Here is a 24,546-nt window from a genome sequence, read left to right on the forward strand (position 1 = left end):
ATGTCACGCGCTAAATAGAACCTTTTTCTAATAAAAGAGCCCGGCAGTATGACCGGGCTCTTTTGCATGAAATGAAAGGAGCTTAGTGGTGCATGTGTTTTTCCATATGACCTTTCTTTTCCACCGCCATTTCAACATCGATTTTGCCTGCGTTTTTGAACGTCAGCGTCATTGGGAAGCGATCGTCTTCTTGCAATGTTTGCGTTGGGTTGAAGATCATTAAGTGGAAGCTGCCTGGCTTAAATACTACGGTTTCGTGTGCCGCTACACGCACTTCATCGATTTTAATCATCTTCATTACACCGTCTTCGTTCGTGTGAGTGTGGATCTCCACGCGACCAGCGATTGGGCTTTCTGCTGCGATCAACGCGTCTTCTGTATCCCCATGGTTGGTCAGCTGAAAGAATCCGCCAATAACAGGAGCATTTGGTGGCGCTTCACGACTCCAAGGATGATCGATGTGAATTTTTCCGGCTTCGTAATCGTGAGCAAGGCTCATAGGGCTAGCAATGAGAGCGATAAGTGACAAAGTGGCGATTTTCATTTGTTTAAGCATGTGTATTTTCCTTTTAAATAGAATGACTTCCCGAGCAAATGCTCAATGGGATAATTGTTGTGATTGTGAGCCTGAGTTCTTAAAGAATCATTAGGCAGGAAAAACACAAGGAGGGGATTGCTTTGGTGCGATATGCTGGTAAACCAATCTGCCGCATTGAGCAAAATGGTAAGGCGTGAGCGCGTGTTTAACGCGGCGTAACCACTGAATGGTGGCAAGATAAAGCCCAACCGCGACAAGCAAGAAAAATTGCACGGCTTGCAGCAGTGGACATTCAAACTGGAAACCGTCGTGTAGCTTCAAGTCATCAATAAATTCGGAAGAAGGTTGAGCGTTTGCAGCGATGAGTGTATTGATGTCGACCCACTTAAAACCTTCAGCGGTACAGAGCAACACCTTTTCATTCTGAACTTTGTTAAGCCAGCTTTTATTGTGCACTTGCGTGGGATTGAGCGCCGCAGTGGAGGCCAAATACAGCTGAAACAGTACCGCGAAAATAACCGCAATAGCGGCGACGCGTTGTTTCTTAGGTTGTATTTGAGTGGTTTCCATACGATTTGATATCTGGCTGATTCGGCGCAGGATACTAACAAATAACCCTAAAAATGTAACTGCAAGATTTCCAAAAAGTGATGCAAGTGTATTTTATTTGTGTGCATTACCCACCGCGCGAAAATGTGCAAAAGGAAAAACCAGGTGAGTCGTGAACCCAAGGCCATGAACGACGGGCGATAGCGAAAATTGACTGGCGAGTTAGTGTGCAAAATTTGAGGGATAAAGGATCAAACTGAACACTGATTCTGCACTTGTTTTACGTTAACGGAATTATGACAGTAATTTAATAAAGGATACGGTATTCTCTCGCTCCTTTGTGTATTCCTGAGCGTTTCTTGCTGTGGCAAGAGAGGCGTCATCTTAAGAAATTTCTCCAATGAAATACGAACAACAGATCGAATTTCGATACCCTAAAGGTCGATTCGCGATGGTGAGTGTTTATACATTCACAGGCGCCGCTATTTTAGCGTCGACGATTTTTTCTCTATTGCTGTTTTTATCAATTGACGACAACCCAATGATGCAGGCGCTGTTTGGTGGTTTGGCCATCATCTTTGAAGCTGGCAAATTTTATGCGTGGTATGAATACGGCGAGCGTCGCGCCCACAGAAATTACGGTGGGGCAATTACGGCCTTGGTGTTTTACTCTGTGCTTGCCGCTATCTCTATTGGCGGCAGTATCGGCGGCATTAACAGCGCGACTAACAGCGCACAAAGCCATATTTCTGTCGAGCAAGCAAAAATCGAAGCGTTTAACCGCCAGATTGCGTCTATCGATAAACAGATCGAGCTGAACAACATCGCGGCGCAGAAGTACATCGAGATGGAGCGCATCGCAACGGGGGTGACGCGAATTCAAGAGCAAAACAAAACCCTGCGCGAAGAGCAGCAGAGATTGGCGATGGAGCGAGACAGCTTGCCTCCGGTGACACAAGGCTCGGTCATCGGTCTGATCGATAGCCTTGCAAATGCGTTCGGTACGACACCGCAACAAGCTCAGTTATGGCTGGTGGTGTTCTTATCCATCCTGCTCGATTTCTTTGCGGCGTTTTTTGTTGGCTTGATTGGTGAAGAACAACGTTTCCGTCATTATTACCGTCGCTACGCAGGCATGACCGTGGCATCAATTCGCGATATTGACCCAGAGCCAGCGGGTTATCTTCCACACATTAAGGATGAAGATGAACCTGCCATTGAGCAAAAAATTGAAGAACCGGAAGAGCCAAAAACACTGCTAGAACAGGTGAGCGATGCCCTTAAAACTCATCAAATCACGTGTACGAAAAAAGCGGTAGCGAAGCAATTTAGACTTTCTGCGGAAGAGGTAGACAAAGTCTTCGAAGAGCTTGCAGAGCTTGGGCTGGTAGGTAAAAAAGCCAACCACCATTACCATTGGATTGGTCAAGCTGAAGCCGCTTAGTGGGCCAGACTCTGTAAACTATTAAAGAGCGTCGAAGGACGCTCTTTTTCTGTTTCCGCAATTTATTTTCCATGCTTAAACTTAATCGCTTAAGCCTTAATCTTTATTGAGCTTTTTGGTCACGTCTTTCACCGTTTTCTTCTCTTTTTCTGGTGTCATTGCATCAACTGCTTTGCCCGCCATCCCTTCATCCGGCAGTTTGTCTTTTCCTGCATCAACTGCGGTATCTTTCAATGCTTCTTTAGGCGTACAGCGACCGCCAACACCAACCACGGCTTTTGTTGCTGCGGCTTTGGCTGCTTTTTCTGCATCGCAGTCGGGGTCCATCACGCTAGCTAAGCTGGTGGTTGAACCAAAAAGCAAGATAAGCAGAGCGAGGTTACGTTTTTTCATGGTGGTCACCGATGTTGTGAAACATAGGTAAAGTGTAATTGAGGGAAAAGAGTTTAGCTGAGAATTTGCTGGTTTAAGCTAGGGATGCAAAGTAAGAAAAAGTGCCACCGAAGTGACACTTTTATTGGGCTTTGTTTAAACGTGGTGGCAGACCTGGTTTAGTCGTCGTAGCCTTCTCGCTCGATTTCGCGAGCGACGTTTTGATTATTGATGATCACACCATCGACTTCGACACGAGCACCATTCAAGTTCAGTTCTTCAATGCCTTGGAATTGAGTTTGCGCATCGATAACCACTAATTTGTTATTTAGCAGTTGATCAGCATCATTCTCACAACGTTCGATTTCAAATGTTCTTGCATTCGCATCATAATTTGACACATAACCTTCGCATTCAAACTCTTTGCCTTGCCATTGATGGTTGTCATCAAAATCTGGCGCTTCAAACTCAACGACGGTGGCAATGCGTTTGCCATTTCTCAAGACAGAAGAAACGTCGACTTCTTGGCCTTGTTTTAAACTCATTTTGCTACCGTCTTCGAATCGAGTTGCGTTATCAACAAAGAACGCACCGCGGTAGTTTAGTGAAAACTCGCTGTAATCGTTCGCAACCCAAGTGACGATGCCTTCCACATCGCTGTCGTTTTCTAGGTTGTCATAGCCTTCTATTTCGACGTCAGAGGCGACAAAAGTACCCCCCTCCATTTTGCCTTCCGCTTCTACCCATTGACCTACTTTTAGTTGGTCAACACTGTGGTAAGACACGGTGATGTTTGCGCCCAGTTTGAAGGTGCTTTGGTTTGCATCAATGCTTGCGATTCGGCCTTCAATTTCGTACATGTCGCCTATGCTTGGGTAGTGGTCAACGTCAATTTCCACCACAGATAAGACTTTGTAGCCAGCATCAGCAGTTGGAAGTGCAGACACCATCACCCAATCACCTAAACCGATCTCGTTACTTAAGCCATCAAACTGCAGTTCTACACCATTTACGGTGAAGGTTTTCTTTGCGTAATCAATGGCAGTCACTCGACCTGTGATGGTTGGTTCTAGTGACACAACGGCATGCGCATCTGCTGTTTTTGGGATGTTTTTATCCACTTTTACCATCATATTTGGTTGCACGACAGTCAACGCTAATGGAGTGTTACCGTAAACTACCTTTGAAACGCGGTAAGTGTATCCATTGACGGTTAATGTACTTTCTTTAGCATCTACAGATTCAACAGACCCAATAGCCGCACTTGGTTTTGCTGCTGGGAGTGTTGATGAGCTGTCGTTATTGTCGCTGCCAGAACCACCACAACCAGACAATGCCAAACCTACGACAGAAATAAGAGCCAGTTTTTTCATTGTATTAACCTCAATTTACGAGCTAGTTTAGGAATTTGGCGGTATCTTATGAGGCATACCGTGAAGAGATCGTGAAGAAATGTGAGTCGTATGAAAATTTTAATTGTTGATGATAACCACAATGTTTCCGAGACCATTGCTGATTACCTAGAACTCGAAGGTATGACGATAGATTGCGCGTATCACGGAGAGGCTGCGCTGGCGTTGTTGGAAGATAACCATTACGACGTGATCATTATGGATATCATGATGCCAAAACTCGATGGCATCAGTACCGTACAAAAGCTGCGTCAGGAACAGTTTTGCGGAACGCCCATTCTTTTTCTAACCGCAAAAGACACATTAGATGACAAAATAGCGGCATTTAAAGCGGGTGGGGATGACTACTTAATGAAGCCGTTTGCGATGCAAGAGCTCAGTTTACGTATTCATGCTTTAGCTAGTCGTGGCCCACGCCAAGACATTGGTACGCTGACGTTCGCTGATATCTGTTTAGATGCGCGCACTGGTAAAGTCACGCGCGATGGTAAAGAGATCAAGCTAAGTCGCATCCAAACCAAAATCTTAAAGCTGTTGTTGAAGTACGCGCCTGCGTCAGTATCACGAACGGAAGTGATCGAAAGTGTTTGGGGCGATGAGCCACCTAGTAGTGATGCATTACGCAGTCATATTTATGGTTTGAGAACTGCACTCGATAAAGGTTTTGAAGAATCACGATTAGAGACTATTCATGGACAAGGCTACCGACTTAAAGCATAACGAATACCCAAGTATTTATCGCAAGATTCGCTGGGGTTTTGGCGTAATGACGTTCGTCATGTTTACGCTGTTTTGGTCACTGATTTATGTCGCAGAAAACAAACTTGAGGTATTGAGCCTCCATCACTGGCTCGATACAGAAGCGGCACTCTACACCGAAAATTTTCAAAAGCAGGGTTGGAAAGCCCCGTTACCAAACAAGTTGGAATTTAACTCCTATTGGAGTAAAGCACCGACGCCAAGTTGGTTGCTCGCGTTCAAATCTCCAGGCTTTTATGAATACTTGTTGGGCGAAGAGGATAAGCACTTTGTAGTGTTTGATCATCCTTCTGGCGAAGGCTTGATGTACATCGTCTTCCAAGATGACTCGGACGATTATCTGGATGAATATGAAAGCTCATTGCACCAGTTCACTCTGTTATTGGGCGGGTTGTTTTCATTGATTATGCTTGGTTACGGTATTTATATGGTGAAAATTTTGTCTCGACCGCTCGCTAAAATCGAGTCAAAAATCAGCCAGATGCCACCCGACCAGCCTGCATTTGAAGTGGAAACGAAGTTCAGTGAAACGCGCCATATTGAGCAGACGTTGTTAGACAGTAAGAACGACATCGCGGGCTATTTCCGCCGCGAACAAGAGTTTAGTCGTTTTGCCTCTCACGAGCTTCGCACGCCTATTATGGTGATCGCAGGCTCAACAGACATTTTATCTCGAGTGCCTGACCAGCCAAGGGTGGCACAAAAAGCGATTGCGCGAATGCAAGCTGCGTGTGAAGACATGCGCGTTTTGACCGAGGCGTTTTTGTTGTTAGGCAAAGAGAAAATTGAGCCGCAGCACTTTGGCGAACAAACGCTTTTAGTTTGTTTACACCAGCAATTGGAAGAGCTTGCTCCGTTGTTTGCAAAGCAAGATGCGCATTATCAGCTTAACGAACAAAATAGCGGCGAAGTGTATGCGCCAGCAAGCTTCGTGACGATAGTCATCAACAATTTAATCAAAAATGCATTCAGTTATAGCGTTGGAGACATCGAGATCGATCTACAGCAAAACACGCTGATTATCACCAATCGTCATGATGGTAACGAAACGTATAATGCGGGTTATGGTTGCGGCTTAGTGATTGTGCAACGCATTTGTGAACGGATGGGGTGGCCGTTTGAATTAAACGATGATGGCGTCCGATTTCGCGCGAAAGTGACGTTTGTTTCTTAACGTCCAAATTTGCCAATGAAGCCAGAGTTAACGTTCTGGCTTTTTTGTCTCACTTTTTACCTCTAACTCACAGTGAAACAAGAAAAAACTGGGATTTGATTTAGAATAAGTAGAGCGAAACAGAAACTTAAGGAATGGTTATGCTTGCTTATCAGGTCAGCAAAAGTATTGAAATCAACAAATCTCAAAGTGAGATCATCGATTATCTAAAGGATTTTAAAAACTGGCCTGAGTGGTCTCCTTGGATCATTTTGGAGCCAAGCTGCGAGCTGACTTACAGTGACAATCAAGGCCACGTTGGTGCTGGTTACCAATGGAATGGGCAACGAATTGGAACGGGGGCGGTTGTTCTGGAAAGCACACAAGAACATCGTTTAGACATGGAGCTGCATTTTTTTCGCCCCATCAAAAACCACGGAAAGGTGACGCTCATCGTGACGCCGTCACAAGATGGTTGTACCGTAGAATGGCAAATGCAGTCTCGTGTTCCTTGGTATCTGTTTTTTCTGAAAACGATGTTCAAATCCATGGTTGAAATGGATTACGACCGTGGACTCAAGATGCTAAAAAGCCAGTTAGAAACTGGGCAAATATTGTCGCAGTTGAGCGAAATCGGCACTCGTCATCAAGATTTGATTCATTACGTTGGTTTGCAAGGTTCAGGCACAATTCCTGAGCTTGGTCCAATCATGAAAAAGCAAACTCAAAGTCTGTACGAACTGATGCAGAAAGAAAGTCTGCCCGTCAGCGGTGAACTGTTCTGCTATTACCTTTCAATGGACATGAAGCTCGGTCATTTTGAATTTGTAACCTGCTTGCCCGTGAGTGAAATGGTAGAGGTACCAAATGGTTTTGTGTTTGGCACGATTCCAGCGTGTGAAACTTTTGTGATTGAGCACAAAGGTGACTACCAGTTTTTGGGCAATGCGTGGTCGTTAGGGGTGAATTTGACACGCCAAAACGGCATAAAAGTGAAGAGCAAGCCTTTGGGGATTGAGCGCTACTTGAATAACCCGAATGAGACACCTAAAGCTGGCCTACGTACAGAAGTGATCCTATTTAAGAAATGATTTGGGTTGCAAAACCATGATGTAACACGCGGTTTCATCCTAACTGAATGATAGTATTGATGAATACTTGTAAGCAAAACAGTAATTAAAGTGACGGCTTATATTCGCAGTCACTTTTTCATGGATGAAATATGACAATCAGATACTCTTTACTTGCGGCCAGTTTACTGGCCGGGTTTGTTCACGCCAATGAAGCACCGAAAAATATTATTTATATGATCGGTGATGGAATGGGCCCTGCCTACACAACCGCCTACCGTTATTATCAAGATAACCCAGAAACTAAACAGATTGAGCCTACAGTCTTTGACTCGATACTGGTTGGCATGGCTCACACCTATCCCGATGATGATACTTATGTCACTGACAGTGCAGCAGGCGCGACGGCCTTAAGCAGTGGTATAAAGAGTTACAATGGCGCCGTCGCTGTCGATACCCATAAAAAGCCAGTTAAAACGATGTTGGAAGTAGCGAAAGAGCAGGGCATGACAACCGCTTTGGTGGCGACTTCGCAAATTAACCACGCGACGCCCGCAAGCTTTGCCGCGCACAACGAATCTCGTCGTAATTATGATCAGATAGCAGACGACTACTTGGATAACAAAGTAAATGGAAAGCTGCCCGTCGATCTGTTACTTGGTGGAGGTGTTCGATACTTTGAGCGTGAAGACAGAAACCTGATTGAAGAATTTAAAATGCAGGGTTACCACTACCTAACGGATTTTGATACCTTGCCTTCGTTGCAAACATTGCCTGCGATTGGGTTGTTTGCCGACAAAGCATTTCCGTTTGCTTTGGATGAGAATCCAAACCGACTCGAGAAGATGACGAACAAGGCGCTGTCTTTATTATCGCGCTCTAAGCATGGCTTTTTCGTTATGATCGAAGGAAGCCAAATCGACTGGTGCGGTCATGCTAACGATATAGCATGCGCGATGGCAGAAATGGATGATTTTGCTAAGTCGATTGCTTTAGCCAAGGCGTATGTTGATGCTCATCCTGACACTTTGCTCGTTGTCACCGCCGATCACTCCACGGGAGGTTTAACTATCGGCGCAAATGGAGAATACGACTGGAAAACGGATGTGATCAAAGGCGTGCATCAAACGGCGTGGCCATTAGCGACGTCACTTGCAAAGGGTTCAGATATCAAACAAGTGTGGTCAGAATTAGTAGATTGGGCGCTATCAGATGTGCAATTTGCGCTCCTCATTGACGCGAAGAAGAGTGAAGAGCCCGCGAAAGCGCTTTATCAAGCCGTAAAGTCAATCATCAACGATCAAAGCCTCACAGGTTGGACGACAAAAGGGCACACCGCGGTGGATGTTCAGGTGTTTGCTTATGGTAAGGGAGCACAAGCATTCGTTGGTTCTCAGAACAATACCGATATCGCAAACAAGTTGATTGGTTATCTTCAATAAGAGACATTTTTTAGCCGAAGATAAGTTAGAAGTTGCTCTGTAAACGAAAGAACAAAGAAAATGCCTCAGCAATTGCTGAGGCATTGTTTTAGAAGCCAACTTCTCTTGCTAGAGAATTATTGTGCACGATATTTACCGCTGTTTAGTTCAATTTTAGACGCTTTGACGCGACTGTCAGCATTCAAGTAATCGCTGATGCTAAGCAAGTCTTGTCCTTCAGAAGCTTTTAGCACCGCAGATTCACCATCTGCAAACACAACGTCTAGCTTTAACTCTTTTGCTACTGCTTTGGCATCAGCGGCGTTGTTTACGGTGATGTAGATAAGTCCCGTCGCTTTAGACACATTGCCAAACGCGTTCTTAAACACCTCGTCACCGGCTTGCAGTTTAACTGCTTCAGAGAGATTGCTCACTGTGTTCGTTTGCACTTTACGATACGCTTCACCATTCACCTCAACGGCATCAGAAGGAACAAACAACTCGGGATTCGGTTGTTGCGACAACTGCGTTTCGGCATAGGCTGCGTTGGCTATTAGTGAAAGAGCCAAAATAGAAAATGTCTGATATTTCATGTGATTGACTCCTTAGTGGCCAAAGATACGCATAGACCAGTTTTTGATAACTCCTGGTTTTGCGTTGTTCGCCATCGGTACATCATAGATAGCGGATGAGTTGAAGTAAGCGATAAATGAGAAGACTTCATCACCGTTTGTATCGATAGCTCTCAGTGTCCATTCTCCCTTAGCATTCTCGCCGTAGAATTGGTTAGACAACATCAGTTGGTTTTCGTAACCCGTAATGTTTGGATCAAGAGACTGACCAACAAGGCCGTTACGTGGTGTTTGCAATACGGAGCGAGTGCCTGATGGGGAAACAAGCTCGATTGCCAAATCAGGTAGACGCGAGTGCTCTAGCGTCAGCTGCACCTGTACAGACTCAACGGTAATGTCGTCAGTAATTGCGATGTTTGACGAACCACCAGCAAGGCTTGCATCTGGCACACTGACTTCTGTTGCATTGTTTGCCCACGGTGTGATGATTTGCGCTGGCAGAACATTATTTGTCATGCGAGCGCGTTTCATCGCTTCATCCAAATCAACGGCACCAAAACCATAGAAGGTATGGAAGTTCACGCCAGCCGCGTTTTTCTGCCAAGGTGAGATCGCTTCGTAGCTCACCAACTCGCCTTTATCATTGGTAAATTCAAGTTGAACACCCGGATGCTCGGCATCGGTAACGCGTGCGGTTTCTGCCAGCAACGCACGAACATCACGGGCAGATAGAGCGTGGTTGGTTGACATGATAGCGGCGATTGCACCAGAAGTGTTCGGCGCAGCCGATGATGTGCCGTTCATGGTGCTGGTGTAATTACAGTTCGGGTCAAGCTCTGTACCACCGTGTAGACCATTAATACCAAGGCCGTCACTGGTATTTTGTCCTTCTTCACATCCCATCAGGTCAGTTGTGACCATCGCAGGGAAGTCTTGCCCGTATTCCCCTGCTGGCGCGGCAACCCACACGTTAGCGCCAACAGAAGAGTAACTTGCTCGGGTGCCATCTGCGCGTAGCGCGCTGGTGACAAGGTTGAAGTAACTAGAGTTGTCGTAAGATTGCGCCGAGTTGTGCATCGGTAAACCTTGGTTTCCGCCTCCCGCGAAGAAATCGCTAGGAAGAACGAAGAATCGTCCAGTGTTGAAATAGCGGTAACCATTTCCCGCAGACTTGACAAACAGTGCACCGCGGCCCCAAGCGTTCGTTTCGCTGACATTCTGCATGACATCCATTTCAAGCTTGAACTGTGGGTCATTCTCATCAAACGCGATTGGGTTGATCGGACTAAAGCCATAGCTTTGGTTAAATACGCGTACATCTCGCGTCGCTGGGTCCATACCGTGAGAAATTAACCAACCTTCTAATGTTTGGTTTGCAAGCCAGTTAAAACCAACAAGCGAAGAGCGAGAAGCAACGCCGCGTCCACCTTCACCATTGTTACCTACCGCACTAATCAAACCAGCAACGGCAGTACCGTGGCCGTTAGTGTCGACGGGATAACTGGATGGGAATAAAGAGTCTTCAACGAAGTTTCTGCTACCTGTGACTACGTTACCTGCAAGGTCTGGGTGATCGATCTGCACACCAGAATCAATGACCGCAACTTTAACGCCAATACCGGCAATGCCCATGGCTTGCGTAAGCTTGGTGTTTAAGTCATTACCCGCAACAGCAGGGTTTGCTGCGAATGCAGTTTGGCCAGTGTTGTCGAGATGCCATTGTTCTGAATAGAGCGGATCAAACGCCGAGACGGCAGGTGCAAGGCCCACAGCCAACATAGCGGCAAATAGGCGATTAAAGCGTGTTTCCATTTGTGACCTCATGTCTTTGTTTGGAATTTTTGTCCCTGTTCGATACTCCTTTAAACAGGAATGAATAAAACTAGCGGCAAAGAATGAGGACGCAAACTGTTTACAAATTGTTTACGTTGTTTTTTCGACGGACTGCGTAAATTGATGTTAACTCACTGAAGTAAAGGAAGGTTTTGGCTGATCTTGATCATTGTTAGATGTAAAAAAGCAGAAAGTTGGTAAGGACTTTCTGCTTTCTATCTCATCTGTTAGCTAGAGAGAGGTGATAGCTACTACAGTTACTATTTGGTGGAGGCCGGCTGAATGGTTGCCATCGGTTTGCGCGGTGCTGGCTTTTTCTTTGGTAGCACGCTATCGACAAACTTCTCCAAATACCACTTATTCAATTCGTTATCGCACCATTTTTTATTGAGTCCACGGCGGTTGAATTCTGCACCAATCGCGACTTTGGTTTGGTTCGTTGAGCGATTGTAATACAGCGTCTCACACAGTTGAGTATTGCTCATTTGTTGAGCGTACATGTTCACACTGCTGCTACGCATGCCCATTTGCGACGCTTGTTGATTACTACAAGCGGATAAAACAACAGGAGAAAGTAAGGCGAATATTAATTTTTTCTTCATGGAAGTATCTATTTACTCGTGGACGCCATTAAGACGTCGAGTGAATCTTAAATTGGTTTCTGCCCGCTTGTTTTGCGTCATATAACGCTTGGTCGGCCAAGAAGAACCATTGGTCCCACTCTTGTTTGATGGTTTGGGCTGATAACCGGTCGACCGCACCAAGCGAAATTGTGGCGTTTATTGGCTTAGAGTCAATTATTAATGGCGTATTTTCAATGACATGTCTCAAACGCTCTAGCGATTTCGCACAATCATTTGGATCGTTCACCTCCACCAACAACACAAATTCTTCACCGCCCCAACGAATCAGCAGGTCACCTGAACGAGTAGATTCGTTGAAGATAGAGGCAATGTGCATCAACATTTGGTCGCCGATGTCGTGACCATAAGTGTCGTTAAAAGCTTTGAAATGGTCGACATCAAGAACCGCAAGCGCGAAGGTTCTATCTGGAGTGCGGCGGGCCATCTTCTCTAACCACACTTCTAAATAGCGGCGATTGTGAAGGCCAGTCAAAAGATCTGTAGTACTTTCTTGCGTCAGTGCTTTATTGATCTTTTTGACTCGCAAAACATAACGGAAACCCACCACACCAATGGCTGCAATAGCGATAAAGTAGAACATTTCGCGGTAACGTTGCGAGCGCAACTCAGAGGCTTGAAGTGCGTTTTTCGTCTCAAGCAAATTCAACTCTTTTTGAGCCAATTTCGCTTCAAGGTCAAACTTAATGTTGATCATTTCTTCGCCGTGAATGTGCTCAGAAAATTCTTCTTCAAGTGCTCTCAACTGAGACAAATAGCGGAAGGCGGCTTCATAATTTTGCAGCACTTGGTTGGCGTTAACCAAAACCGACAACATATCGATACGCTGTTTTAGCTCAAGCTCATTGGTTGATTTGGTTTGTTCTAGGACGAGGAGAGCGGTTCGAATCGCTTTGTCGTATTGCTTGTCGGCCAGATACGCTTCGGCAAATGCTTCATAGCATGGCATCTTAATGATTTCGATGCCGTCTGGGTTAGGTAACTCAACACAGCGTTGTGCGAGCAGTAGGGCATCGTCTGTTTTACCGATGCTGCTTAGCATTTGAGAAAAGTTGGACAATGAATGATGTTTAATGACATCCGACCCTGTTTGCATTGAGAGCCGAATCGCCTCATGGAAGTAGTATTCGGCTTTCTCACTGTCTCCTAAGCCAAGATGAACAATGCTTAAGTTGGCATAGATTACGCCAATAAAGAAACTGTTGTCGTACTCATATTCACTGCTCTCATATACATCGAGTGCTTGTTTTAGATAGTTGCTTGCGCGATTCCAATCGGAGGAGTCTAAATAGACAGTACCGATGTTGTTAAGCGTCATCGCAACTTGAATCTCAAACACTGTATTTTCGAGTAACTCGTAGGCGGTACGATAATGTTTCAATCCGTTGTGGATTTGGTTACGCGCAATTTCTAAATTTCCCATCCAGCGATAAGCGCGGCCTTGCAGCGCCAGATAGCCAATATCACGAGACTCCCCAATTACATCGTGGAGCAAAAGCTCTGCGTGCCAATCGTCATCCAACTCAATCATTCGAATCGCTTTGTTCAATTTTGCTTCTGCAACAACCCAAGGCATATTGTGTTTTCGACCAAACTCGACCAAATCTGGCATGTCGTCAGGTAGGGGAACACCTTCATAGCGTTCTAAATAAATACGAGCAAAATAGTAGAGGGCGAGCGTTTCGGGCGAAGCATCTTGCGGAACCGTGAGCACATTTTCTTTGATTGAGCGAGGTTTACCCATAGAACGGAAGTAGGTACTCAACATGGGTTGGCTTTCGGGCGAAATGTGTTCTTCGAGATAGATATGTTTATCTGTATTGGCGAAGACATAACCAGTCTGGAAGAAAAGTCCAATCACCGCTAATAGAGCGCAAGACAGCGTTTTAATCGGAAAGTGCATGAGCTTATTAATAAATTGTGATCTCGTTAAGTAGCAGTACTTGCTAAGTCTATCACTTCTTATCTATTAAGTGCTTATGGATTCCCCAAGAATAAGGGAACTTAAGACGAATATAATTGTTTGATTTGTTTTAATTTTTTGATTTATAAAGAAAAGTGCTTTTTATAAGTTGGGAAATAATTTTAATCGCAATATAAGGGAACCGGAGGTTTTGACTGAGAAATAGCGATAATCGATGAAGATATTTCCATGTGAATTATGTGTGATACTGCTCCCAAAAGTAATCCCGATCTCCAAAAGATGATTTTGGTGTCATAAATATTTAATGTTTGTATGGGTTGTTAAAAAAATGGATATTCGACATAGTGTTATTAAGCCAAAGTAAATTGGCTGTTCATAACAAACAGGAGATTATTTATGCATAACGAAATGATTCAACCGTCGCACTTCGGCATCATTGCTCGCACTTGTATCGCCTCAGTAGTAATGTTGGCGGGTGTTTTCGCTCTTATTTAGTGGAGTGACGTAAGCTAGATTACGTTTTAGAAAACAAAAGCAAAATTCAGGGAATTACCTTCAGTTGTAAACGGTATTCCCCTGAAAATCACTCAAAGTAACCCCTTCTTAGCTGAGTAAGCTAAAAACCAAAGCACTTACCGCAACAATACCTGTGATCAGAACAAAATAGGTAGAGAGCTTTCCACGATACTGCTTCATCGACTCAATCTTATGTACCGCCAACATCGGCATAATGAACAAGATCATTGCGATAACTGGCCCAGATAACGCTTCCATCATGCCTAAAATACTTGGGTTCATGATTGCTGCAGCCCAAATTGACAAGAAAAGAACCACTACGCTAATACGATCAACACGTGTTTCAGACAAATTTGAGTGCTTTGTGATTAAGCCGTTCAAGCTTTCACGTGCGCCTAAGAAATGACCAAGGAAAGAAGAAGTGATCGCGACAAACGCCACCAAAGGACCAAGTGTTGCGATGAATGGGTTATCCGTTGCGTTTGCAAGGTAAGAGAGTACGGATACGTTTTGCGCTTTTGCCTGTGCAAGTTGCTCTGGCGAAAGTGCTAATACGCACGAGAAAACAAACAATAGTACGAATGCGATAAGCATGATGCTCGTGCGACGTAAAATCAGTTCGGCTTTTGCATCGGCATCATCACCGTAGTGTCGGCGCTGAACATTGGCAAAGCTAGAGATCGCTGCTGCATGGCTAAACGAGAAAATCACAACAGGAACGGCTAACCACATTGTGCTCGCAAACGCACCCATGTCCGGTGTATCAAGCACGGGCATTGTCCAGTTTGGCATTAAGTAGAATGAGAGGAAAGCGAGAATCGCAACAAGCGGATACACCATAATGGCAAACGCGCGCAGCATCACTTTTTCGCCCGCCATCATAATGGCAATCAAAGCGAACACTAATACGCCCGAAAGTAGCTCGCGTGGTAAGGCTTCCATTCCCGCTTGGTTCACCATAAAGCTGTCTACAGTATTGGTGATGCCCACGCCGTAAATTAACAGGATTGGAAAAATCGATAGAAAATAAAGCAGAGAGATTGAACGTCCCGCTTTTGCGCCAAAGTGTTCTTCAACCACATCGGTAAAGTCGGCATTTTTGATCTTAGAAGACAATACAAAGCGCGCTAAACCGCGATGGGCGAGGTAAGTCATTGGAAATGCCAAAAACGCCATTGCGACTAGTGGCCAAAATCCACCAATGCCCAAGTTGATTGGCAGAAACAAAATACCGGCACCAACGGCGGTCCCGAATAGGCTAAGTACCCAATGTGTGTCATGTTTTGACCAAGAGGTTGTTGTGTTTAATTCACTAGAATTTAACGTATTTCGAGATTCTTTCACTTAAGACTCGCCTTTATAAAAATAATAATGTGGCGGATGGTATCTGTTTTAGTGATTGTTATCACATCAACTATGTGGTGAATCGTGCTGATAAAAAGACAACTTTGTAAATTATCAAACTATGAATATTTTTAAAAACTAGATTTATATTCTGAATTTTAATGTATAAGTTGAAGTTATTTACCAAATTTTCAATATTTTTTGGTTTTAGATTTTGTGGTTAAAATGTATCCATGGTGGTATTTGCTATGGATGAGGGCAAGGAAAGTGTTCCGCTCCAACTGTTTGAGTTGACAGCAAAAGTTGGGTTTAACGAAGGATTCCTCTATATTGCCGCAAACAAAGGAGTTTAGGAGTAGAGTTGAGATGGACATTTTGTCTGCGCGTAAAGAAGATTTAGCCGCCGTTTATGCTTTAGAAAACAAGTTGTTTGGAGAACATTCGTATCCTCAGTTTTTTATACGACAAGCGTACGATTGTTGGGGTGAAAGCTTGTTAGTTGCAAAGGAAGGAGAAGCAGTTGCTGGTTATGTGCTTTTAACCACCAGCAATGTCGCGAAGCACTATTGGATAATGTCGTTAGCCGTAAATTCGGAATTTCGCGGTCGAGGAATTGCGAGATCGTTAGTTGAACGGGTGATGGCACCTCTGGCCGAAGGTTCTAGTGTTAAACTGACGGTTGATCCTCTCAACCAACCTGCATTGTCTCTCTATCAATCTATGGGTTTTACCGTACTAGAAGAAGAAGCGAATTACTTCGGTGATGAAGAATCCCGCTTGGTAATGGAATTCGTAAAGTAGGCCTGCACAGAAATGAGTCTAATCTGCACTTAAAATGTGCGGATTTAAAAATACCCCGTTCATCATTTTTCATAATGCCTTGTAATTAAAGCATTTTCATTATTGGCACTTTGTTTGCTATTTGTAGAATGTTCATCGTTAACTCGATGACCGCTCTCCAGAGCAGGAGGAGATGCGGGTTAGGGTATTACTTTTTAAAAATGTACTTACAGCGTTAAAGGTATTGCAGCCTCTCCAGTTTGGAGAGGCTTTTTTTTGCTCGCATGGTTGGGTTTGTAAGTCGTGTTGGTCAATAGCAGGAGGCGTAATGTCGCAAGGATGCAGAAAAACGACCTGTCCTTATTGCGGGGTAGGATGCGGGGTTGAAGTAAACTCAAAAGGAATTATTGGGGACGATAACCATCCTGCGAACGCGGGAGCCTTATGTGTGAAAGGTGTTGCGTTGGCTGAAAGCTTGAACATGCCATCACGCCTTTTGTATCCGAAGCTTGTCACCAAGGAGCGGCCACAAGGTAAAGAAATTCACTGGTCGCAAGCCACAAACATGATTGCTGAAAAGATCCATCAAGCTAAAGCGGAGTTTGGGCCTGATTCTGTTGCGATGTACGTTTCTGGTCAGTTGTTAACGGAAGACTATTACGTTGCTAACAAGCTGATGAAAGGGTACATCGGCAGCGCTAATATCGATACCAACTCGCGTTTGTGTATGTCATCGGCAGTTGCCGCACACATTCGCGCTTTTGGAGAGGACGTTGTACCGGTCAATTATGACGACATTGATAGCACGGAATTACTGATTATCTGCGGAGCGAATACAGCATGGACGCACCCGGTGTTATTTCGTCGAATTCAACAAGCGAGAGAGAAAAATCCAAGCCTCAAGTTAGTGGTGATCGATCCACGAGAAACTGTTACGGCGCAGCAAGCCGATTTACATTTAGCGATAAAAAACGATGGGGATGTGTCTCTTTTTAATGGGCTGCTCAAGTTTCTTATTGAGCAGCAATACGTTGATTCTCAATACATAAATTCCTATACCGACGGGTTTGATACGCTTGCAGAAGAAGTTTCCGACTTGCGTTACGATGTCACTAATCTAACGTCTTCCATTGGTATTTCAGAAGAAAAGCTCACGACATTCTTCCAATGGTTTGCGCAAAGCCCAACCGCAATCACGCTGTTTTGCCAAGGGGTTAACCAAGCCGAAAATGGCGTCGACAAAGGCAATGCAATCATTAATGCACACTTGGCGACAGGTAAAATTGCCAAGTCAGGTTGCGGGCCGTTTTCTATTACAGGTCAGCCGAATGCGATGGGTGGGCGAGAAGTCGGTGGTTTGGCAAACCAGTTAGCGGTTCATCGCGCTTTTGACGCAGGGTCTATCAAGCAAGTGCAGGCGTTTTGGGATTCACCAGAAATTGCCACTCAGCCCGGTTTAAAAGCCGTTGAACTGTTTGAGGCGGTAGAACGTGGTGAGATTAAAGTTCTGTGGATCATGGCGACCAACCCTGTTGTCTCTTTGCCAGACAATCAGTTTGTTAAGAGGGCGCTAGAACGCTGTCCGTTTGTGATTGTCTCGGATATTACCGTAGAGTCGGATGTTGCGCGTTATGCCGACTTGTTGCTTCCGGCGGCTGGATGGGGTGAAAAACAGGGGATGGTGACGAATTCTGAACGTAGGATTTCAAGACAGCGTCAGTTCCAAAACCCTCCCGGTGAGGCAAAATCGGACTGGTGGGCAGTGAGCCAAGTCGGGCAAGCATTATGCACCTTAGAAGAGACAAAGAATGGTTTTGATTTTGACTCTGAACACGAGGTGTTTTGCGAGTACGCTGCCATGACAGGCATGAATAAAAAGTCGCCTTTAAAGCTAGATCTGTCTCAATACGCCAATTTGAATGAGCAAGAGTACGAAGAGTGGCGGCCAACCCAATGGGGTGGCGAGCGACCGTTTTCCGATGGCGTGTATTCTCACCCAGATGGTAAAGCGCGGTTTGTAGTAACTCGCGAATCGCCACAGCGTTTAGCCAGAACGAAAGGCTGGTGGCTCAATACGGGTAGACAACGAGATCAATGGCACACCATGACACGTACAGGCCATATTGCACACCTTGCCGCCTCTGAGTTAGAACCAACCGTGTACATGAACACACTCTCTGCCACTCAAAATCGTTTAAAAGCAGGACAACTCACCAAGCTGTTCCAGCCTACTTCAAACACCAGTATTTATGCCAAAGTTGCCATTGATGAAGGTTTAGGTTTTCAGGAGCTGTTTATGTCAATGCACTGGGCGGGTCGATATGGCGGTGAAAGCAGTGTTAACGCGATAGTAAACAGCGCAAAAGACCCTATTTCTGGGCAACCTGCGTTTAAGTCGTCTTATGTTGAAGTGCAAGACGCAGCGGTAAAAACCTACGGTATGTTCATCGGGACACAGTTTGATTCCAGCAAGTTTCTCTACAGCGCATTTCAAGCAGAAAGTAATTTGGGCATCTGGCGCTTTGCGCACGATAAACGACCAAAAAAGCAGAGTTTTTGTCGAACGGAAAAGAGCCGCAGAATTGCGATAGATATTGCCCAAGGTTGGCTAGCGGTGGATTACGACCTTGTTGGAGACGTTCGTATCATTCGTTCGGTTTTGGTGGTGTCTAGCGAACCGATTCAAACCGACTACACCAACTTTACCGGCTTGATTGGCAAGCCGATGGAGCTATCGCAACTGCTTACCATCACTCAATCGCAAAGCAGCGCCAAACTGATCTGTAGTTGTTTCCGCGTCACTGATAAACAAATACATGACGCGATGGAGAAACAAGACTGCACGTCAGTGACCCAACTTCAAAACAAACTCAAATGCGGTACTAACTGTGGCTCGTGCGTTTCTCAAATCAAACAGATGGTCGACAGTCATCAGCATCAAAAGGGCAAACAGCAAGCGAGCCAGCAAAGTCTGGCTATTCAAATAAAGTAAGTCACAAAGAGGATAAGCACATGGAAGCGCCTTATCAAAAGTCTTGGTTTAAGAAAGGACAAGCGAGTCAGAAACAAGAACGCTCGTCTCGCTTTTCTATGCATGACCAAGCAAGCAAACTGAACCAACTTTTAGAAGACCATTCAGTAGACCTCGACGCGAACCACAAAGGTTTTGTCTCGATTGTCGGAGCAGGACCGCACGATCCAGACTTGTTAACGGTGAAGGCAGTGAAAGCGATTATGTCGGCAGAGGTGCTGCTGTACGACCGTCTGGTTAACAAAGATATTTTGGAGTTGGCTTCGCCACAAGCCGATTGGATTTACGTGGGAAAACGATGCGGACAACCTAGCATCGGTCAGGAAGAAATCTGCGGTTTAATGGTGTCATTAGCTCAGCAAGGCAAACGTGTTGTTCGGCTGAAAGGAGGCGATCCGTTTGTGTTTGGGCGAGGTGGCGAAGAAGCGTTAGCTCTAGTCAAACATGCGATTCCGTATGAAGTCATCCCCGGTATTACTGCAGCGATAGGGTGTTCAGCAAACAGCTTAATTCCACTGACTCATCGTGGTGTTGCTCGCAGCGTTACCTTTGTGACAGGGCAAGTGGTCACGGGCGCATTTGAGGCTTGGAGCCAACTGATGCAAAGCGGACAAACGTTAGTCTTCTACATGGGGTTAGAAAAGTCATCGCAAATACAAACGGGTTTAATTAGCTCTGGTTTGAGAGAAAATTTCCCTGTCGCGGTCATCACTCATGGTTGTAGCCCCCAACAGCAAGTGTATGTTACCCAACTCAATCAGCTCAATGAGTTATCGATTACACTCAAAGGCATCAGCCCAGCATTGATTGTGATGGGAGAAGTTGTCAAACTGCGCGAACAACTAATAGAAACCGTACAGTCAGTGACGGAATTCGAGGGAATATGAGCAGCATTTTGGAATGTATCAGAACAGTCGGTCGTGGCGAGCGTGGTAGAAAACCACTGAACTTTGACCAAGCGTTTCGAGTGATGGATGAATACCTAAACGGTGAGTGCGACGACGATCAGATGGCGATGTTATTGATGCTTATCCGCGTACAGAACGAGACTCAACAAGAAATCGCTGGCTTTGTGAAAGCATTCCAATCCCGCATGCCAGCTATTGGTGCAGACATTGATTGGCCATGTTACGCAGGCAAACGTGAGGCGGCAGGTCAGCCTTGGCACCTGTTGGCAGCGAAAATCCTTGCTGACAACGGTCATAAAGTATTGATGCACGGCTATCACGACCGCCAATCTGGTCGTTTACACGCAGAAGATTTCCTCGACAAGTTTGCTATCAAGAAAGCGGAATCAGCAGAAGACGCAAAGCGTGTGTTAGAAACACAAAACATCGTGTATCTACCGCTGAGTGCGTTTGCGCCGCAAGCAGAAACCATGATTGGTTGGAAGAATCGTTATGGGCTTAGAACGCCGATTAATACCGTGGTTCGAGCACTGAACCCGGGGCAGGCGACAGTCGGTATTCGTGGTAGCTTCCATCCTGGTTTTCAGCAGCTCCACGCTGAAGTCGAGTACGAAATTGGCCAAACGGCGCATGCTGTGGTGTCGTTTAAAGGCCAGTCGGGTGAGTCAGAATACAACCCGAAAGTGAGCCAGACAGTATGGCTTAGTCAACCCAGTGGCGTGACATCTCACTACTGGACAGAGCAAATGCTGTCAGAGGTGCCAATGCCTACGGTTTGTCCATTTGGTACAGAAGAAACCGACATGAATCAAATGGCGAACACGGTGTTAGCTACCATAGCGGTTGTCTTGTTTGCTGAAATGCATGACAGAGAACAAGCTTTTGAACGTGCATTTTCGTACTGGGCGTCGTATTGCGCAGCGAACTGATTGCATGACTGCCTAAAGATACAAAGTTGTTGGATCGGAATCCTTTATCTATTGTTTGTGTATGCTCGTCAGTGATGAATTTATCACCACAAGTCTCTCTTTGCTGATTAGCATAAACATCACCACTGCGGTGATGGGTTTACTTTTCGATAAGAAATGAGGACATGGATAATGCTAAAGCACACGACGTCAAGTGAAAAGGCGGCTCACCCCATCCCGCAAGAAGCCTTCGATTGGTACGACGAATACGCGCACGGAAAGATCTCGCGCCGAGAATTTCTTAATCGGCTTGGTGGCCTTGCGGTGCTCGGGTTTAGCATGACCGCACTGGTTGACGCGCTGACACCAAATTACGCGCTTGCCGAGCAAGTCTCCTTCAATGATCCTGAAATCAAAGCCACGTACGAAACCTTTTCGTCGCCGAATGGGCATGGTGAAGGGCGTGGTTACTTGGTGATGCCTCAGAAAAAGACCATCAAATCACCAACGGTTTTGGTGATTCATGAAAACCGTGGCCTCAACCCTTACATTAAAGACGTCGCGAGACGACTAGCGAAAGATGGTTTTATCGCCTTTGCTCCCGATGCTCTCTACCCGTTAGGTGGGTATCCGGGAAATGATGATGAAGGGCGAGCAATGCAAAAAGAGATGGACAGAGCCAAGATTGAGCAAGACTTTATAGCGGCCGCCAAATTTATCAAACAGCACGAACATGGAAACGGCAAGCTTGGCGCGGTTGGTTTCTGTTTTGGTGGTTATGTCGTCAATATGCTGGCGGCAGTTATGCCAAATGAGCTAGATGCAGGCGTCCCTTTTTATGGAACACCCGCTGCAGAAGAGATTCAAAAACAAGTGAAAGGCCCATTAATGTTGCATTTCGCAGGGTTGGATAAACGTGTGAATGACACTTGGCCTTCGTACGAGCAGCAGTTGATTGCTTCAGGTGCGAAGTACCAAGCTTTGATGTATGAAAACGTCAATCATGGTTTCCACAACGACTCAACCGCACGTTACGCACCCGAGGAAGCGGCTCTTGCTTGGGAACGTACCTTAGCTTTCTTCAAAGAACATCTCATCGCCAGTTAATCGGAGTTGGCACATTCCTTGTTTTATCTCCTTTAGTGAGTGAGATATTAACAAGGAATGTGCATGACTCAATCAACGTCAAAAACCCCCATTATCGTCTGCTGTGACAGTCTTCAAGAGCAAGCTCGATTGTCCGGCTTATTGAGCAAAGATTACGACAACATCATCGGTAGCCAATTGGCACAGCTAGAAACGCTGATACAGAGAGAACCATCGGCAAGAGTTGTGGTTGGATGGCAGCAGCCAACCGCAGAGCTGCGTTTGATCGTCGATTTCTGCCGACAAAAATCGGTACCACTTCTTATCGTGCTAAAGCAACTATCTTCTAATGATATCAATCGGTTATCAAGCCAAATGGATTATGTGTTGATGCCTCATGATACTGAGTTTGCGCTTCAACCTTGGATTGACCACGCAACCTTGGTACGTGAGCGGTTCGAGAGAATGAATTCAGAAATTGAATCGCTGACGAACAAGATTGAAGAGCGAAAGCTGGTGGAAAAAGCCAAAGGCTTATTGATGAAAGTGCACAATGTAGATGAGGAACACGCGTACAAAGCAATGCGAAACTCTGCAATGCAATCGAGTCAAACGCTTACTCAAGTTGCGAAGAACCTGATTACCGCATTGCAACTAATTGATTAACTTCTCTACTACTTTGGAGTTATGGTGAAAATTCTACTGTGGTGCGTGTTGCACTAACAGTAAGCAAATACAATTGTTTGGTAACTAGGGTCAACTCTAATTTGCTGTATTTAAAGTGAAAAATTAGTTGGCACAGTAATTGGATTAGTTAGAACGGGTTTATTGTTGAATCGCTTATCTCAATTATCAATGGCGGTAATTGCAGACTTAGCAACGGCGCTACTGCTCTTCGGAGTAGTAGCGCTTTTTTTATGGGAGCAATCCAATGAAATGGAGTTCGATGCTGAAAGTGTCAGCAATTTCGTTATCGGTAATCACCACGGTTAGCGCAAAGGCAGAGTTGGGTGAGCCAGAAATTGAAGACCTGAAGTTTGGTTTTATTAAGTTAACCGATATGGCGCCGCTAGCGGTTGCCTACGAGCAAGGCTTTTTTGAAGACGAAGGGTTATACGTCACGCTCGAAGCGCAAGCAAACTGGAAAGTGCTGTTGGACCGTGTTATCGATGGTGAACTCGATGGCGCGCATATGCTGGCAGGGCAGCCATTGGGCGCAACGATTGGTGTCGGCACAAAAGCAGAAGTGATTACCGCGTTCAGTATGGATTTGAACGGCAACGCAATCACGGTTTCCAATGATACTTGGGAACAGATGAAGCAGTACATTCCAAAACAACCAGATGGCAAACCTGTTCACCCAATCAAAGCAGATGCACTGAAGCCTGTGGTCGACAGCTATCTGGATAAAGGCAAACCGTTCAATATGGGCATGGTGTTTCCTGTTTCTACTCACAATTACGAGTTGCGTTATTGGCTTGCTGCTGGTGGGATTCATCCAGGTTTTTACGCCCCAGATTCTGGTGACAACAGTGGTCAGTTGGATGCTGATGTTCTTTTGAGTGTTACGCCGCCGCCACAAATGCCAGCGACGATGGAAGCGGGCACGATCAAAGGTTATTGCGTAGGCGAACCTTGGAACCAGCAAGCGGTGTTCAAAGGTATCGGTGCGCCAGTGGTGACGGATTACGAAATCTGGAAGAACAACCCAGAGAAAGTATTTGGTGTGTCCAAAGCATGGGCAGAAAAGAACCCCAACACGCACATTCGTGTCGTGAAAGCCCTGATTCGAGCGGCACATTGGTTGGATGAAAACAACAATGCCAACCGCCAAGAAGCGGTGAAGATGTTGGCGAAGAGCGAGTATGTGGGAGCAGATGCCGATGTTATCGCCAACTCAATGACAGGCACGTTTGAATACGAGAAAGGCGACAAACGAGACGTACCAGACTTCAACGTGTTCTTCCGTCATAACGCCACGTACCCGTACTACAGCGATGCGATTTGGTATCTGACCCAAATGCGCCGCTGGGGACAAATCTCAAGCGAGAAATCCGATGATTGGTACATGGACGTGGCGAAAGAGGTTTACCGTCCTGATATCTACCAACAAGCAGCTCAAGCGTTAATTGAAGATGGTGTGTTGAGCAAAAAAAATGGTTCATCGCGGCTTTCCGGGGAAAGCCGCTTTTATCTTTAAGAAGAAGTAATCAGTGTCTCGATAGCCATATCCCATCCTCTTGATTAACTTTATCTTGTTATTTATCCCTTCAAGCGTACAGGTA

At 45.5% G+C, this 24,546-nt stretch carries 21 protein-coding genes and 1 pseudogene; 12 read left to right on the plus strand and 10 right to left on the minus strand.

The genetic code is table 11. The annotated features are described in order from the left end of the window. Positions 1-82 precede the first annotated feature (82 nt). Both UF05_RS07440 and UF05_RS07445 read right to left on the minus strand, forming a co-directional pair. Positions 83-556: a copper chaperone PCu(A)C gene (locus UF05_RS07440; protein WP_029802989.1), complete on the minus strand. Its 474-nt coding sequence runs from the start codon at positions 554-556 to the stop codon at positions 83-85. A gap of 90 nt (positions 557-646) precedes the next feature. Further along, entirely contained in the window at positions 647-1,108 is a 462-nt protein-coding gene (locus UF05_RS07445) for a hypothetical protein (RefSeq protein WP_029802990.1), read from the minus strand. 379 nt (positions 1,109-1,487) lie between these two features. Between UF05_RS07445 and UF05_RS07450 the strand changes: the two genes are divergently transcribed. Continuing rightward, positions 1,488-2,531, plus strand: coding sequence for a hypothetical protein (locus UF05_RS07450; protein WP_045546063.1), 1,044 nt, complete (start codon positions 1,488-1,490; stop codon positions 2,529-2,531). A 96-nt stretch (positions 2,532-2,627) separates the two neighbouring features. Here the strand turns inward: UF05_RS07450 and UF05_RS07455 are convergent, their stop codons facing one another. Further along, entirely contained in the window at positions 2,628-2,924 is a 297-nt protein-coding gene (locus UF05_RS07455) for a hypothetical protein (protein WP_020842237.1), read from the minus strand. 158 nt (positions 2,925-3,082) lie between these two features. Then, a complete protein-coding gene (locus tag UF05_RS07460) occupies positions 3,083-4,276 on the minus strand; it encodes a DUF5666 domain-containing protein (RefSeq protein WP_045546062.1) in 1,194 nt (397 codons plus the stop codon). A gap of 90 nt (positions 4,277-4,366) precedes the next feature. Between UF05_RS07460 and UF05_RS07465 the strand changes: the two genes are divergently transcribed. The 4 genes from UF05_RS07465 (at position 4,367) to UF05_RS07480 (ending at position 8,739) form a co-directional block, all read left to right on the plus strand. Then, positions 4,367-5,035 carry a response regulator transcription factor gene (locus tag UF05_RS07465; protein WP_005463721.1) on the plus strand — a complete coding sequence of 223 codons (669 nt, stop codon included), beginning with the start codon at positions 4,367-4,369 and terminating at the stop codon, positions 5,033-5,035. Continuing rightward, positions 5,007-6,248 carry a sensor histidine kinase gene (locus tag UF05_RS07470; protein ID WP_045546061.1) on the plus strand — a complete coding sequence of 414 codons (1,242 nt, stop codon included), beginning with the start codon at positions 5,007-5,009 and terminating at the stop codon, positions 6,246-6,248. The genes UF05_RS07465 and UF05_RS07470 overlap by 29 nt, the downstream gene beginning before the upstream one ends. Positions 6,249-6,388: 140 nt before the next feature. Next, positions 6,389-7,318 carry an SRPBCC family protein gene (locus UF05_RS07475; protein ID WP_045546060.1) on the plus strand — a complete coding sequence of 310 codons (930 nt, stop codon included), beginning with the start codon at positions 6,389-6,391 and terminating at the stop codon, positions 7,316-7,318. 131 nt (positions 7,319-7,449) lie between these two features. After that, on the plus strand, positions 7,450-8,739 hold the full coding sequence (locus UF05_RS07480; protein WP_045546059.1) for an alkaline phosphatase: 1,290 nt from the start codon (positions 7,450-7,452) through the stop codon (positions 8,737-8,739). Positions 8,740-8,855: 116 nt separating this feature from the next. Here the strand turns inward: UF05_RS07480 and UF05_RS07485 are convergent, their stop codons facing one another. From UF05_RS07485 to UF05_RS07505, 5 genes are all read right to left on the minus strand, one after another. Further along, entirely contained in the window at positions 8,856-9,311 is a 456-nt protein-coding gene (locus UF05_RS07485) for a hypothetical protein (RefSeq protein WP_005463738.1), read from the minus strand. A 12-nt stretch (positions 9,312-9,323) separates the two neighbouring features. Next, on the minus strand, positions 9,324-11,102 hold the full coding sequence (locus UF05_RS07490) for a S8 family peptidase (protein WP_029856069.1): 1,779 nt from the start codon (positions 11,100-11,102) through the stop codon (positions 9,324-9,326). Positions 11,103-11,383: 281 nt separating this feature from the next. Then, complete coding sequence (locus UF05_RS07495) at positions 11,384-11,725, minus strand: hypothetical protein (protein ID WP_005463744.1); 342 nt, start codon at positions 11,723-11,725, stop codon at positions 11,384-11,386. A gap of 28 nt (positions 11,726-11,753) precedes the next feature. Next, entirely contained in the window at positions 11,754-13,667 is a 1,914-nt protein-coding gene (locus tag UF05_RS07500; RefSeq protein WP_045546058.1) for a tetratricopeptide repeat-containing diguanylate cyclase, read from the minus strand. A 624-nt stretch (positions 13,668-14,291) separates the two neighbouring features. Next, positions 14,292-15,548, minus strand: coding sequence for an aromatic amino acid transport family protein (locus tag UF05_RS07505; RefSeq protein WP_025536564.1), 1,257 nt, complete (start codon positions 15,546-15,548; stop codon positions 14,292-14,294). A 366-nt stretch (positions 15,549-15,914) separates the two neighbouring features. Between UF05_RS07505 and UF05_RS07510 the strand changes: the two genes are divergently transcribed. From UF05_RS07510 to UF05_RS07540, 7 genes and pseudogenes are all read left to right on the plus strand, one after another. Further along, positions 15,915-16,349 (plus strand): GNAT family N-acetyltransferase, encoded by a 435-nt coding sequence (locus UF05_RS07510; RefSeq protein WP_005499071.1) that lies wholly within the window; start codon positions 15,915-15,917, stop codon positions 16,347-16,349. A 307-nt stretch (positions 16,350-16,656) separates the two neighbouring features. Beyond that, positions 16,657-19,320: a nitrate reductase gene (locus UF05_RS07515; RefSeq protein WP_045546057.1), complete on the plus strand. Its 2,664-nt coding sequence runs from the start codon at positions 16,657-16,659 to the stop codon at positions 19,318-19,320. Positions 19,321-19,340: 20 nt separating this feature from the next. Continuing rightward, positions 19,341-20,246, plus strand: coding sequence for a uroporphyrinogen-III C-methyltransferase (gene cobA / locus UF05_RS07520; protein WP_045546056.1), 906 nt, complete (start codon positions 19,341-19,343; stop codon positions 20,244-20,246). Next, a complete protein-coding gene (locus tag UF05_RS07525) occupies positions 20,243-21,196 on the plus strand; it encodes a glycosyl transferase family protein (RefSeq protein ID WP_025551189.1) in 954 nt (317 codons plus the stop codon). Before cobA ends, UF05_RS07525 begins: the two co-directional genes overlap by 4 nt. 168 nt (positions 21,197-21,364) lie before the next feature. Then, entirely contained in the window at positions 21,365-22,282 is a 918-nt protein-coding gene (locus UF05_RS07530; RefSeq protein WP_169610060.1) for a dienelactone hydrolase family protein, read from the plus strand. 63 nt (positions 22,283-22,345) lie between these two features. Next, entirely contained in the window at positions 22,346-22,927 is a 582-nt protein-coding gene (locus UF05_RS07535) for an ANTAR domain-containing response regulator (protein ID WP_025500168.1), read from the plus strand. 265 nt (positions 22,928-23,192) lie between these two features. After that, positions 23,193-24,419: pseudogene (locus tag UF05_RS07540) on the plus strand (CmpA/NrtA family ABC transporter substrate-binding protein); the annotation flags it as partial. 3 nt (positions 24,420-24,422) lie between these two features. On the opposite strand, the gene UF05_RS24235 reads toward UF05_RS07540, so the two are convergent. Then, positions 24,423-24,546, minus strand: a 124-nt coding sequence (locus UF05_RS24235; protein ID WP_137406502.1) for a transposase, incomplete at its 5' end; no start/stop codon positions are given.

The sequence above is a fragment of the Vibrio sp. S457-15 genome, assembly GCF_000960545.1.
Lineage (GTDB): Bacteria > Pseudomonadota > Gammaproteobacteria > Enterobacterales > Vibrionaceae > Vibrio > Vibrio parahaemolyticus.